The following is a 14019-nucleotide window of genomic DNA, read 5'->3' on the forward strand; positions in this document are numbered from 1 at the left end:
TTTTCATACTTTCCAATGTTCAATCGCGATAATTTCCGATTTTATTTTTTTCAACAAAACAACTTCTTATGAGTTACAATACGAGAAAAGAATGAAATTACTGCATTTTGTAATTCCCTTCTTGTTTTGTCATTATATAAGGTATATAGGAAGAAAATTAGACTTGTTAGTAGCTGGAGTTGCAGGAGTTGCAGGTGTCATGTTAAAGTAGATTATTTTAAAATAATGGGTGATTTGAATGGGTTTCAAGTATAATGAAACATATTCGATTTGCATATGAAATTTCTTTACGAGAAATCCTAAATAACGATCGGATAATATAAAAAAACGAGGTTACCACATGAGTGATAAAAATTTTGCCGATTTCCAGTTAAGCAAAGAAATAACACGAGCACTTACTATTTTAAAATATGATACTCCTACAGAGGTTCAGAGTAAAGTTATCCCATTAGCAATGAAAAATCAGGACCTGGTTGTAAAATCCCAAACCGGCAGCGGCAAGACTGCATCCTTTTCGATCCCTCTTTGCGAGAGAATAGAATGGGAAGAAAAAAAGCCACAAGCATTAATTCTGACACCAACTAGAGAGCTTGCGGTTCAAGTTCGAGAGGATGTTACGAATATTGGAAGATTTAAACGGATTAAAGCATTAGCCGTTTATGGAAAAGAACCTTTTACAAAACAAAAAGAAGAATTAAATCAAAAAACGCATGTCGTCGTCGGGACACCTGGACGTGTCATAGACCATATTGAAAGAGGTACTTTAACTTTAGAAAAAATAAAATATCTAATCATCGATGAAGCGGATGAAATGCTAAATATGGGGTTCATTGACGAGGTTGAAGACATCATAAATGAACTTCCTTCAAACAGGGTAACCATGGTATTTTCTGCTACATTGCCTAAAGATGTTGAAAATCTCTGCCATAAGTATATGAAGGATCCCGTGAATATCGATATTGCGGCTTCAGGAATTACCACGGATACAATAGAGCACCGGTTAATCGAGGTAAAGGAAGGCGACAAGATTTCCCTTCTAAAAGACGTTACAGTTCTTGAAAATCCAGATAGCTGTCTTATTTTTTGCAGAACAAAAGAGCACGTTGATAACGTTTATACTGAATTGGACGAGGCCAATTATTCTTGTGAAAGACTTCATGGAGGATTAGAACAACAGGATCGCTTTGCAGTTATGGACGGTTTTAAAATGGGGAATTTCCGTTATCTTGTAGCTACAGATGTGGCAGCACGAGGAATTGATATTGATCAAGTGAGACTTGTCATTAACTATGATGTTCCCATGGAAAAAGAGAGCTATGTACACCGAACAGGACGAACCGGCCGTGCCGGCAATAAGGGAAAAGCGATTACGTTTGCCACCCCTTTCGAGGGAAAATTCGTTAAGGCAATTGAAAAATACATTGGCTTTGAGATTCCGGCAATGGAAGCCCCCTCATCACAGGAGGTTGAAGCCGGAAAAGCTGCTTTTGATGAAAAAATTAGCGGTCGCCGTGTCGTGAGAAATAACAAATCGGCCCGGATCAACCAAGGCATTATGAAACTCCATTTTAGCGGAGGAAAAAAGAAGAAGCTTCGCGCGATTGATTTTGTTGGGACGATTGCAAAAATTCCCGGGGTAACAGCAGAAGATATCGGCATTATTACGATTCAGGATCATTTGTCTTATGTTGATATTCTTAACGGAAAGGGCTCGCTCGTGCTTCAAGCCATGGAGAATACAACGATTAAAGGAAAAACGCTGAAAGTGAGCAAGGCGCTTAAATAATGGAATTTGGAAGATTACGACGGTCGGTGCTTAGTTTCCCTCATGTAAAATTAATCGCAATAATTTTTCAACAAAACAACTTCAGATGAGTTAAAATTAGAGAAAAAGAGTGCAATTACCGCATGTTGCACCAAGGGTTGAGGAGGAGTTGTAAATGTCTAATAAATATTGTCCTATATGTGGAGAAGAAAACCTATGTATGACAGGGTCTGGAGAACATGGAAACTGTTGGTGTGACTCAGAAACATTTCCGAATGAAATCTTAGAGCTGGTTCCTGCAGAAAGTTTAAGAAAACATTGTATCTGCAAAAATTGTTTAGATACTTATAAGGAAGATCATAAAATAATCTAAAAAACGCGAGGGTCATCCTTGCGTTTTTTCATGTTATCGATATTTTATAAATACTAATACCTTTTCTGAATCCACCAATTACTTTCTATTGATTGCCTCAGCAAAAATAAATAAATCACGGTAATACTTATGTACCTCTGTTACATCAAAGCCATGGGCGATTAATAACTCCAAGGTGTCCCGATCTAAACAGCATCCATCACAAATTTTTTTCCAAACAGGTGTTAAGCCCTCCTGTAGCGCAGCAAGAACACGATTTTCCATTTTCACATGTTCAAATAAAAGGATTTTCCCATCCGGCTTTGATACCCGTTTCATTTCTAACATGGCTCTTTCCGGGTTGGGAATCGTGCAAAATACAAGAGTGGCTACAACCGTATCAAAGGTATTATCTGCAAATGGTAATTCTTCGGCACTTGCCTGGACCAGTTCAATCGGGACAACCGATTGTTTTTTCTTTTCTAAGGATTTCTCAATCATATATGGACTCGGTTCAATGGCAGTTACTTTTTCACATTCCGTATATAAAGGAAAATTAATCCCTGTTCCTGAACCTAATTCAAGAATACTCCCCCTGCCTTTGAGAGAAGTTCCTTGCGAATCCCATTAAATTTTTTATTTTCTAATGGACTCATAAAAAAATCGTACCATTTTGCAAAAGATCGACTCAAAATCCTCCACTCCAAACAATAAAACTCAAAATTCTCCCCTTACATTATATATGAAAAAAATTAAATTCATCATTGTTTCTCTTTTAATTCGACAAAAAACCACAAAAACCGGGTGGTGACAGGCACCTCAAAGTGGTATTCTATGTTAATGTGAGTAGTACATATCGGGCAATATAAAATAGAAAACGGGCATGCTAGAGGTGAGTAATTTGAATAAAGCCTGGCTTTATGTGGGTTTGACTTGTTTGTTTGAATTAATATGGGTTTATGGATTTAATACAGCCGATACTTGGTGGGAATGGGCTCTTGTTATCGCAGTGATTTTTACTGACTTCCATTTTCTCCCGAATGCCTGTGCTACCCTTCCGACAGGCACGGTTTATGCCATCTTTTCTGGGGTCGGGGCAATTGGAACCGTATTAATGGATGTCTTCCTTTTTGGGGGAATCTTTAATACAGGTATGATTTTGTTTATCCTTCTAATCATTATCGGGGTCATCGGGCTCAATCTGGCAGATAACAAATCAGAGGAAAAAGAATCTGCGAAAGGAGCTGCCTGACATGGGATGGTTGTTTGTTTTTTTAGCTGCTGCATGCGAGGTTACAGGTGCAGCGGGGTTAAAAATGTATAGCCAACAGAAATCTTTAAAAAATGGAGTATTATACATCGGCGGTTTTTGTACTTCCTTTGCTTTTTTATATACCTCCTTCCATTTTTTGCAACTGAGTATTGCCTATATCGTTTGGGTTGGAATTGGGACAGCAGGCGCTGTGACCATCAACATGTATTTATTTGGTGAATCGAAAAACGTCGGGCGAATGCTAAGTGTAATTTTAATTATCATTGGAGTCATCGGGCTTCGGGTCTTGTCGTAATAAATAAACAACTCCGAACAATTTTCCGTTCGGAGTTGTTTTAAAAATTGGCTGTGTTAAACTTGTCTGTTGATTTCCGTTCCAGGCACAAGCGGTTCGCGGGCGTGCCGGGGAGCCTCCTCGTCGCTACGCGCCTGCGGGGTCTCCCCTGCCCCGTACTCCCGCAGGAGTCTTCGTGCTTTCCACTCCAATCAACTTAACACAGCCTAAAAATTAAGCCCTTCTAAAGCCTTCCTCTACTAAAAACACTTCTGCCTCTTCATAGGTACTGAAGGTTTCCTCTAGATTTAGGCCGAAATATATATTCCAGGTTTCATCTTCATTGATTAAAAGAAGAGTTTCATTCTCTTTATTCACCCATCGTTCTTCTTCTAGGTCGCCAATAATCGCTGCTTCAGCGATTGGTTTTTCAACAGCAGATAGGCTGGTGATTGAATCCCTAATTATTTGTTTTAAGTCCTCAGCAGAATAGTCACGAATATTGACCATCCCTTTATCATCGGTTTTGTAATTGGGAATACGACCAGCATAGACAAAGCCATTTCCATTTGGATGCAGGTGATAAACGACATTTTTCTTGTCATACACACTTTCATTAAATTGGAAATTTACTCGTCCAAGGGATACATTCACCCTCTCCAATTCAGGGTATGTCTCAATAATCGCAAGTTTTTCTTCAAAAGTTAGCATAGTTGCCTCCATATGTTTAGATAAACATTATTTTATCATAATGTTATAAAAAACATAGGCAGCTCTTCAAATTATTTCCTCATAAATGCTTCTATTTCTTCTACCGAACGAAAAATATCTTTTGAAAGCACTTCGCAACCGTCCTCTGTTACTAAAACATCGTCTTCGATGCGAATTCCAATTTCTTCTTCCTCAATATATAAACCCGGCTCAACGGTTAACACCATTCCCGGTTTTAAGATCAAATCCTTATAATCGCCCACATCATGGGTGTCTAGTCCAAGAAAATGACTCACACCGTGATAATAATATTTGGTGATTTCACTTTCTTCTTTAATCAGCCCTACTTTTATGCACTCTTCGGCTAAAACTTTCTTTGTATGTTCATTCAATTTTGCATGTGGAACACCTGGTTTGATCAGTGCAGTAGTTTCTCTTAATGCTTTTAAAACAATATTGTAAAAGGTCTTTTGCTTTTCCGTGAATTTACCGTTCACCGGAAAAGTATAGCTGATATCCCCGTTATAAAAATGATATTGAGCACCTAAATCAAGCAGGACAAGGCTCCCGTCCTCAACCGTTGCATTATTTTTTACATAGTGAAGGATCGTACCATTCTTCCCACTAGCAACAATCGTTGGGAAAGCATAATCCCGTACCCCCTCCGACTTAAGCGTAAAATCAAAATAGGCTTCAAGCTGGTATTCCTTCATACCGGGCTTTGCGTGGCTCATTAAGTTTTTAATTCCTTCATTCGTAATTTCAATCGCTTTTTTAATTTCTGCGATTTCTTCCGGTGTTTTGTAAACACGTAGTTCGCAAATATCAGGATAAACATTTTTTATTTGCAGGTAAGGGTAATTCGCCTGGATTTTCTGAGCAAATTGCTGCGCTTGTGTCATAACCTTATCTAGCTCTCTTCTTTCCAGGTCTAAATAAATAGATGAAAATACATTCGTTAAAAGTGTTCGCGACAGAAAGGATTCAAATTGTTCAATGAATTGGATATTGCCGATTCCCGAGACATTTGCAGCCTCTTCTTTGGTAATAGTTTTTCCGATCCATTTTTCCCATACAGGATCTGATTTTTCGATAAAAAGATATTCTTGTATGGCGTCATTTGTTTTATGTGCGAAAAAAATAATATTTTGCTCATCAATACCTGTTAAATAAAGAAAATTGCGGTTGGGAGTGAACGTATAGTCTTCATCAGCGGATTTTTGTGGGGCTTTCCCGGCAAACAAAACAAGCAGTGAACGTTCTTCAAGCTTTTCATATAACAGATTGCGATTTTTCACATAGAAATCTTTGTTCATGAAATTCCCTCTCTTCTAAAAGGTATGTATATAGTTAAATATACTATACTATGAAATAATTCATACTTTTTTCTATGCAACCCTCGTTACAATACGTTTTAATAAATGAAAAAGGTTAATAAAAGGAGAAATGTATGAAGAAGAAAACAGCAATCGTAACAGGTTCCTCGAGCGGCTTTGGTTTGTTGTCTGTGATCGAATTAGCCTTAAAGGGTTTTACAGTGATTGCAACGATGAGGGATATGACTAAATCTAAGCAACTTTTAGAATTAGCAAAAGAAAAGCAGGTAGTGGATTTCATTCATGTCCATCTCCTTGATGTGACTTTACCTGAATCAATTAATGCGTTTAAAAGTTTTCTGTCTGAGTGGCCATCTATCGATGTGTTAGTTAACAATGCAGGTTTTGCTGTCGGGGGATTTAGTGAGGAACTCTCAATCGAAGACTACCGGAAGCAATTTGAAACCAATTTCTTTGGTGTAATTGCCGTGACAAATGCCGTTCTTCCGTTTATGAGGGCAAATGGTCGAGGAAGAATTATCAATATGAGCAGCATTAGTGGTAGGTTTGGATTTCCGGGATTATCTGCCTATTCAGCCTCAAAACATGCGCTTGAAGGGTATAGTGAGAGCTTGAGGCTCGAGCTTAAACCTTTAGGAATTGATGTGTCGCTAATAGAACCTGGTTCCTATCAAACGAATATTTGGACAAGTGTGGATGACTTGATGGTCGATACTGATTCCCCTTATGCTACTTATATGAAAAGTATCTTGAAAGAAATTGAAAGTGGAAAAGCGGATTATGGAGATCCGATGGAAGTTGCAAAACTAGTTGCGGAAATTGCTACCCAAGTCAAGTCGCCTAAACTAAGATACCCAATTGGGAAAGGTGTAAAATCAAATTTGTTTTTAAAGAATATACTTCCGTGGGAAAAACTTGAAACGTTTATTGTCAAGAAACTTAAACAGTAGAAACTTTCCTTTTTCTAGGACAAAATTTGTGAGGGACAAAATAAAAGGAATCCCATTTTATTTTGTCCCTCTAAAAAATCATCTTCCTCCAACAATCCGTCCCGGATGCGTATACACATTCAAAGACTCATTGCGGATAAATCCGATTGTGGTAATGCCCAAATCCTCTGCCAGCTGGAGGGCGAGTTCTGTTGGAGCTGATTTTGACAGAATTACTTCACAGCCAATTTTTGCAACCTTTAATAAAATTTCCGAAGATATCCTGCCGCTAAAAACAATGATTTTATCAGCAACAGAAATATTATTTTTCAAACAATATCCGTAAATTTTATCCAGAGCATTATGTCTTCCAATGTCCGTTCTACTCAAAACAATGCCATCATCATCACATAATGCAGCCGTGTGTGCCCCACCAGTTTCTTGAAAAATAACGGCAGCATTCTCCAATTCCTCAATAAACCGGAAACAATCGTGAACGGATACACTTACATGATAATGGTCATCCATTTTCTTTGCAGTCATCGCATCATTCACGAAAACAAACCCCTGCCGGCTATTCCCGCAACAGGAAGTAATAAAGCGCTTTCCTTGAAACTTTTGATAATAAGGATTTATTTTTGTGGTTTCGATGTGGACGATTCCCTCTTTTTCCTGAATCCACATGTTGTCAATCTCTTTATATTGGCGAATAACCCCTTCAGCTGCGAGAAAACCAACGACCATATCCTCGATGTACTCCGGAGTACACACAAGTGTTACAAATTCCTCGCCATTAATTTTTACCGTTACGGGAAATTCCGTTACGATGCTGTCCGATACATTCGTGAAACGCCCATTCTTAAACTGGAGAATCTCTCGTTGATTTTTAACTAGATTCATACGCACTTCCCCCTATGAAGATATGTTTTTATCAAACACAAAAACAGATACGGCAATATCTTCTTTAACCTTAATATCTGAAAAAAGATGAACTAATTTAGCGCCAACGACCTCTTCTAAGCCTTCTGGAAGATTCTCTGAATAAACCTTTTGAATCATTTTTGTTCTAGCCATATGCACCATTTCCGTCCCATCCGGTGATTGGCATATAAACTTTTCGGTTGGAGTCAAATTGCCATAGAGTGTAGAAATTGCCATGTTTTCTGTAAATACCGTATGAATTCTTTCCGGGCCTTTTCCAAACAAATCTTTACGAAGCTTGCGAATAATATCATTAAACTCATGAATTACTTTTGACATTTTACAATCCTCCGGTGCTTCCAAACATTTATTAAAATATTAATTGATTCGTTTTTAAAAATAAAGAGAAACTTACTGGAGAGAAATTAAAATATTGCGATTTTTTATGATTACCACTATAATTATAGTGTCATTGATGGACTCGATATATTGATTGTATGGAGTCTTTCTATTTTTATTTAAAAATTGGATTGGTCTAATATCGCAAGAACTGCTATTAAACTACTCCACCATGCAAACATACTGCCCGGAACGAACAGGCAGCTGTGTTCGTGGTGGAGTTTTTTATTTTTCTTTATAAGGAGGTCAAACATGAACGACAAATTGATTACCGTCAAAATAAATAATCAAAGCTATACAGCAAAGCAAGGTTCAACCATTCTAGAAATCATCAATCAAAATGAAATTCCCCATCCGCAAGTTTGCTATGTTCCAGAGGTAGATCCGATTCAAACCTGCGATACCTGTATCGTCGAAGTGGATGGAATGCTAGTTCGCTCTTGTTCGACTACAATTTCAAATGGGATGGACATTTCACTTTCTTCCCCGCGTGCGAAGAATGCGCAAACGGAGGCAATGGATCGGCTGTTAGAAAACCACTTGCTCTACTGTACCGTTTGCGATAACAATAATGGTAACTGTAAAGTACATAACACCGTTGATTTAATGGAAATCGAGCACCAAAAGTATCCCTACACTCCAAAGGCAGATAAGAATGCCGTTGATATGTCCCATCCATTTTATCGCTATGACCCGAATCAATGTATTGCCTGCGGACAATGTGTTGAGGTTTGTCAAAACCTCCAAGTAAATGAAACCCTTTCCATTGATTGGGAGGCAGAGCGGCCTCGGGTTCTTTGGGACAATGGCGTCAATATCAATGACTCCTCCTGTGTCAGCTGTGGACAATGCGTCACCATTTGTCCTTGTAATGCCTTAATGGAAAAATCGATGCTCGGTGAGGCAGGTTTTATGAGCGGAATGAACCAAGGCCTGCTGACATCGATGATTGATTTAGTCAAAGAGGTAGAACCTGGTTACTCTGGTATTCTAGCTGTCTCAGAAGCAGAAGCTGCCATGCGCGATACACGTACAAAAAAGACCAAAACCGTTTGTACCTTTTGCGGGGTGGGCTGTACGTTTGAGGTCTGGACAAAAGACAGAAAGATTCTTAAAATCCAGCCTTCTCATGATGCACCCGTTAACGCCATTTCAACCTGCATTAAAGGGAAATTCGGCTGGGATTTTGTCAATAGCAACGAACGGATTACAAAACCATTAATTCGTAAAAATGGCGAATTTGTTGAATCTACCTGGGAAGAAGCACTCGCCCTCGTGGCAAACAAGCTAGCATCCATTCAAGAAGAAAATGGGCCAGGTTCCATTGGTTTTGTCTCCTCTTCCAAAATAACCAACGAAGAAAATTATTTAATGCAAAAGCTGGCAAGGCAAGTATTTAAGACAAACAATGTCGACAACTGCTCGCGCTATTGCCAGTCTCCTGCAACGGACGGTTTATTCCGGACTGTTGGGATGGGCGGTGATGCCGGAACAATTCAGGATATTGCAAAAGCTGGTTTGGTCATCATTGTCGGCGCTAATCCAGCAGAAGGCCATCCAGTCTTGGCAACCCGAATAAAGCGTGCCCATAAACTTCACGGTCAAAAATTAATCGTGGCCGATCTGCGTAAAAACGAAATGGCCGAGCGCTCGGATATTTTTATCAGCCCGAAACAAGGGACAGACCAAGTATGGCTAATGGCTGTAACCAAATATCTTATTGACCAAGGCTGGCATGACCAACAATTTATTGAGGAAAACGTTAATTTCTTTGATGATTTTAAAATCGTACTTGAAAAATACACGCTGGAATATGCCGAAGAAACCACTGGAATTTCAAAGAAAACACTGATTAGAGTGGCGGAAATGATCCGCGATTCGGACGGAACCTGTATTCTTTGGGGCATGGGTGTTACCCAAAACAAAGGCGGTTCTGAAACTTCCGCTGCAATTTCTAATTTGCTGCTTGCAACAGGAAACTATCGCCGTCCTGGCGCCGGGGCCTACCCTCTCCGCGGACACAACAATGTTCAAGGAGCATGTGATATGGGAACACTACCGGGATGGCTTCCAGGATATCAGCATGTAACCGATGAGGCTTCTCGGACGAAATTTGAAAAAGCCTACGGTGTCATGATTGATGGATTACCTGGCCTTGACAGCATTCAAATGTTGAAAGCCGTTAAACAAGGTAGAATGAAAGCCATGTACTTGGTTGGTGAAGATATGGCGCTCGTAGATGCAAATGCGAATCATGTTCACGACGCGTTAGCAAGCCTTGATTTCTTTGTAGTGCAAGATCTATTTTTCTCCAGAACGGCTCAATATGCGGATGTTATTTTGCCAGCGGCGCCTTCTCTTGAAAAAGAAGGAACCTTCACGAATACCGAACGGCGTGTTCAACGTTTATACCAAGTATTACCAACACTTGGCGAATCAAAGCCAGATTGGTGGATTATCCAAGAAATTGCCAATCGCTTAGGAGCACATTGGAACTACAGTCATCCAAGTGAAATTTTTGCCGAAATGGCCAGCCTCTCCCCTCTTTTCAGTCAAGCAAATTATACTGACCTTGATGGCTGGAACAGTTTCCTTTGGGGAAGCAATGATGGGGTTAGCACACCGCTTCTGTATGTAGATGGTTTTAATTTTCCAGATAAAAAAGCTCGTTTCTCGCTGTCTGATTGGGTTGCTCCTGAGGAGTTTCCGGATGAATATGATCTTCATATCAACAATGGCCGGATGCTTGAGCATTTCCATGAGGGGAATTTAACAAATAAATCTTTTGGAATCCAGGCAAAAGTCCCTCAAATTTTTGTAGAGGTGTCACCGGAGCTTGCGAAAGACCGAGGGGTTCAGGACGGTTCCATTGTCCGCCTTGTTTCACCTTTTGGTGCACTAAAATTACCGGCACTTGTTACGGACCGGGTGAAAGCAAATGAATTATATTTGCCGATGAATTCAACGGAAAAGGACTCTGCCATAAACTTTTTAATCGGTACAACAACTGATTTACGAACGAATACACCTGCTTATAAACAAATGAAGGTGCGGATGGAGCTGATTCGTGAAGAGGGAAAAAATCCACTTCCAAATACAAACCCGCGAAATAAACAACGGAATCCGCAAGCTGGGGTAGAGGTTCAGCGTAAATGGAATCGCCCAGGGTATGTTCATTTAACAGATTAACAAGGAGGTAGTTTTTAGGTGGCACAGCCCATTACGATGATAAAAAAAGAAATTCCAACGAAGGAAGAGCTTGAAAGTGAAAAATTAGCAAACTTGCAAGCGCAGTTAGCTGAAAAAGATGAAGCTTTGAAAAAGCTTATGGATTTAGTTGGGGAACTTAATGAGAGTGGAATGCTAGATTCGGCTAATGCTATGCTTCAGGCAAAAGAAAAGATCGCTGAAATTGCACTCCATCAAGTGAACCGAGAGCCCGTTACGAATTTTATCAATAACTTCATGAGCGCATCGATGGCGTTTACCGATTTTCAACCAGAACAGACTAAGAAGCTGATTAGCGGTTTAGCAGCAGGGATTGATGAAGGAACGGAGTTTGTTCAGACTAATAAAAAAATTGGGGTTTTCGATCTCATGAAGGCCTTGAATGACCCGGATATCAATCGTGCAGTGGGATTTGGGATTCACTTTTTAAAAGGCATGGGAAAGAGTTTAAAGGAATCGTAAAATAATAGAATTCAGCTTATGTTTTAATGAAAAAACTTGCTGCAACTGTCCAAAATGACTTTATGCTGCAAGTTTTTTCTTTTTCAATCATGGATTTTTTATTGTAAGGTTTACATTTCTTCTTACTTTAATGGTAATCACCCCAAGACACAGAACCATTGAAACAAAGATGATGATCCCTACAATTTCAAAATCCAGTTCCACCATTGGGAAGAAAAACGTAAAGGCTTCATAAAAGGAAACACCATAGGCCAGAGCAACAATTATCCATCCCATCACTCGAGAAGCCGACTGCCCCAACCGATTCGATTGATTGACCATACGGAAGGCAACGAATGAGTCAATTGTATCCGTAACCATCATGCCAACCATAAAGACGATTCCGAGGATAAAAGGCATATATTTTCCTGAATTTCCAGCTGCGATGGCCCACATGGATGTTTGGCTTACCGTATCCGCAGCCATTGCAAATAATCCGCCAATTAGGATAACGATAAAGGGATTGGTCGTTTCCTTTACAGCACGCGGGAGGAACTTCCCTTTTATTCCACTAACCTGAAAATTTTTATCCGATTTTGTGTTTGACAATAGATTATAGACATTTAATGTACCAATACTAAAAAGTGACAATACCGATATCCAGGTCACAAATGTATCAACATAAGCCGGGATCTTAAAATCCTTTATAAAAATACCTAGAATTACGGCAACACTTGCCACAACAAATCCATGTCCAAAAGAAAAGAGTGTCCCTACCCAGCGGGCAATCGGACTATTCATACGCAGATTATACCGTGTTAACCCATCAATACAGGCCAGATGGTCGGCATCCAGTCCATGCCGAAGCCCCAGAACAAATACAAGTAAAATTAATGAAACAGTTTCCATTGATAATCTCCTTATGTTACTTATTAAAATAATGTTAGAATCGGATTTTTAACTATATCAGACATTTGCCTCGATAAATCTGAAATTACCTCGTTTTGATTTGGTAGATTTCCATCTAGTAAAATTCCCATAACTGTTCCACTATGGGCAACAACAATCCCACCCTGATAGTCTTGGGCTAGTTTTTCAAATTCATAAAAAAATGGTTTTGGTAAGATTTTTTGATTCACACGTGCGCTCAGAGTAGTTGCTTTACTAATCAAGGAAAAATCCCGTCTCCCAAACCCTTCCCGAATCAATTCGTATGCTTGTATAAAAATCGCATGATCTTGTTGTTTATATTCTTTTTCTATATGATTAAATTGAACTGTATCAACTTCTCCCCCAAAATCGAATCCAACGAGATGAAATGAAGGAAGCGTCCCAAAGCCTTCAATCAGTTCTCCATGAATATAGTCATAAGCAACGACCTCATCATACATGACTCCATCGGTTGGCTCGACTTGTGCCGCTATGCTTGAGATCATTTCTTTTGTTATAGGGAGTGAGTAACTATCAGCAATAGCCCTTATAGCCGCGACAATATCAGCGGAACTGCTCGCCATTCCTTTACCGGAAGGAATATTGGACCGAATATCTAGGCTGCCGCCGAGAGGCAAATCAAACTGTTGCATCAGTATTTTTCCTGCTTTCAATGCCTTTACTTTTGGATCCCCCATTGTCATTTCAGAAGCTCTGGGATTCGGGATAAAAACAGCCTCACTTTTCAAATTCGGGATGGGAAACGTGATTAAAAAGTGTTTTTCATCGATTATTCCCTGAACGAGTTCTCCAAATGTTCCGTGACAACTTCCCTTTCCTATTCTCATTTAGAAAGCTCCCATACACCTAATCTACTAATTCTTTTTTTTTACAACCAAACTGTTTTTTCTTGATAGGATGTTCGAGCTGGTACCTTGATTTTTTTTACGGCTTCATCATCTGGGTACCCAATAAAAAGATTACCGATTATTTTTTTGTTTTTCCGTGAACCAATAAAGCTATACATCCGGTTATCACCTACTAGTCCTACACCCCTTGTTCTCCAAACAAAACCCAATCCCAATTCTCTTGCGGCAAGCCACATGGAATGAATCGCACAACAAACCGCGTATTCATTGTCCCGTGATGCCTCCTCATCCCCCGGTACAATGTCGGCTGTAACAACTATGTGAACCGGGGTCGTTTTCAATACCTTTAAGGAACTCTCTACTAAATGGGGTTTAGTTGGAAAACGCTCTTGCAAATATTCAGATGCCAAAATTTCATAGCGCTTTTTTGCTTCTCCTTTTATTACGTAAAAGCTCCACGGTTCTCTCATTCGATCATTTGGAGCCCATGTAGCCGCTTCTAATAATGTGTTAATTTTTTCATCTTCTACTTCTCTTTGTGCATAATCCCGAATAGCTCTCCGATTTTTAATTTCTGCAATTATCGACAT

General features: G+C 39.5%; 15 protein-coding genes. 7 read left to right on the top strand and 8 right to left on the bottom strand.

The genetic code is table 11. From position 1 onward, the window contains the following. Window positions 1-340 precede the first annotated feature (340 nt). Both RCG21_RS20190 and RCG21_RS20195 read left to right on the top strand, forming a co-directional pair. A complete protein-coding gene (locus RCG21_RS20190) occupies window positions 341-1786 on the top strand; it encodes a DEAD/DEAH box helicase (RefSeq protein WP_308913703.1) in 1446 nt (481 codons plus the stop codon). A gap of 154 nt (window positions 1787-1940) precedes the next feature. After that, window positions 1941-2138 (top strand): cysteine-rich CWC family protein, encoded by a 198-nt coding sequence (locus RCG21_RS20195; RefSeq protein WP_308913704.1) that lies wholly within the window; start codon window positions 1941-1943, stop codon window positions 2136-2138. A gap of 78 nt (window positions 2139-2216) precedes the next feature. On the opposite strand, the gene RCG21_RS20200 is transcribed toward RCG21_RS20195, so the two are convergent. Continuing rightward, window positions 2217-2705, bottom strand: coding sequence for a class I SAM-dependent methyltransferase (locus RCG21_RS20200; protein WP_308914288.1), 489 nt, complete (start codon window positions 2703-2705; stop codon window positions 2217-2219). Window positions 2706-3000: 295 nt separating this feature from the next. Between RCG21_RS20200 and RCG21_RS20205 the strand changes: the two genes are divergently transcribed. Together RCG21_RS20205 and RCG21_RS20210 are read left to right on the top strand one after the other, a co-directional pair. Beyond that, on the top strand, window positions 3001-3369 hold the full coding sequence (locus RCG21_RS20205) for a DMT family transporter (RefSeq protein WP_308913705.1): 369 nt from the start codon (window positions 3001-3003) through the stop codon (window positions 3367-3369). Window position 3370: 1 nt separating this feature from the next. After that, window positions 3371-3685, top strand: coding sequence for a DMT family transporter (locus RCG21_RS20210; protein WP_133335004.1), 315 nt, complete (start codon window positions 3371-3373; stop codon window positions 3683-3685). A 213-nt stretch (window positions 3686-3898) separates the two neighbouring features. Here RCG21_RS20210 and RCG21_RS20215 read toward each other — a convergent pair whose 3' ends face one another. Both RCG21_RS20215 and RCG21_RS20220 read right to left on the bottom strand, forming a co-directional pair. Beyond that, window positions 3899-4375 (bottom strand): hypothetical protein, encoded by a 477-nt coding sequence (locus RCG21_RS20215; protein WP_133335002.1) that lies wholly within the window; start codon window positions 4373-4375, stop codon window positions 3899-3901. Window positions 4376-4446: 71 nt separating this feature from the next. Beyond that, a complete protein-coding gene (locus tag RCG21_RS20220) occupies window positions 4447-5691 on the bottom strand; it encodes an aminopeptidase P family protein (RefSeq protein ID WP_308913706.1) in 1245 nt (414 codons plus the stop codon). Between the two features lie 134 nt (window positions 5692-5825). On the opposite strand from RCG21_RS20220, the gene RCG21_RS20225 reads away from it, so the two are divergent. After that, window positions 5826-6662 (top strand): SDR family oxidoreductase, encoded by an 837-nt coding sequence (locus RCG21_RS20225; RefSeq protein WP_308913707.1) that lies wholly within the window; start codon window positions 5826-5828, stop codon window positions 6660-6662. Between the two features lie 78 nt (window positions 6663-6740). On the opposite strand, the gene fdhD is transcribed toward RCG21_RS20225, so the two are convergent. Both fdhD and RCG21_RS20235 read right to left on the bottom strand, forming a co-directional pair. Then, the gene (fdhD, locus tag RCG21_RS20230) at window positions 6741-7541 is read right to left on the bottom strand and encodes a formate dehydrogenase accessory sulfurtransferase FdhD (RefSeq protein ID WP_308913708.1); all 801 of its coding nucleotides are present in this window, start codon (window positions 7539-7541) and stop codon (window positions 6741-6743) included. 12 nt (window positions 7542-7553) lie between these two features. Continuing rightward, the gene (locus RCG21_RS20235; RefSeq protein WP_026576231.1) at window positions 7554-7901 is read right to left on the bottom strand and encodes a Na-translocating system protein MpsC family protein; all 348 of its coding nucleotides are present in this window, start codon (window positions 7899-7901) and stop codon (window positions 7554-7556) included. Between the two features lie 312 nt (window positions 7902-8213). Here RCG21_RS20235 and fdhF point away from each other — a divergent pair, with 312 nt between their 5' ends. After that, window positions 8214-11150 (top strand): formate dehydrogenase subunit alpha, encoded by a 2937-nt coding sequence (gene fdhF / locus RCG21_RS20240; protein WP_308913709.1) that lies wholly within the window; start codon window positions 8214-8216, stop codon window positions 11148-11150. 18 nt (window positions 11151-11168) lie between these two features. After that, window positions 11169-11651 (top strand): helical membrane plugin domain-containing protein, encoded by a 483-nt coding sequence (locus RCG21_RS20245; RefSeq protein WP_308913710.1) that lies wholly within the window; start codon window positions 11169-11171, stop codon window positions 11649-11651. A gap of 87 nt (window positions 11652-11738) precedes the next feature. On the opposite strand, the gene RCG21_RS20250 is transcribed toward RCG21_RS20245, so the two are convergent. From RCG21_RS20250 to RCG21_RS20260, 3 genes are read right to left on the bottom strand one after another with little or no spacing between them, the layout of a single operon-like run. Beyond that, window positions 11739-12539 (bottom strand): HoxN/HupN/NixA family nickel/cobalt transporter, encoded by an 801-nt coding sequence (locus RCG21_RS20250; protein WP_133334990.1) that lies wholly within the window; start codon window positions 12537-12539, stop codon window positions 11739-11741. Between the two features lie 23 nt (window positions 12540-12562). Beyond that, entirely contained in the window at window positions 12563-13408 is an 846-nt protein-coding gene (locus tag RCG21_RS20255; protein ID WP_308913711.1) for a GHMP family kinase ATP-binding protein, read from the bottom strand. 41 nt (window positions 13409-13449) lie between these two features. Continuing rightward, window positions 13450-14019, bottom strand: a complete 570-nt coding sequence (locus RCG21_RS20260) for a nitroreductase family protein (RefSeq protein WP_308913712.1) — start codon at window positions 14017-14019, stop codon at window positions 13450-13452.

It is taken from the genome of Bacillus salipaludis (genome assembly GCF_030938565.1).
GTDB lineage: Bacteria > Bacillota > Bacilli > Bacillales > Cytobacillaceae > Neobacillus > Neobacillus salipaludis_A.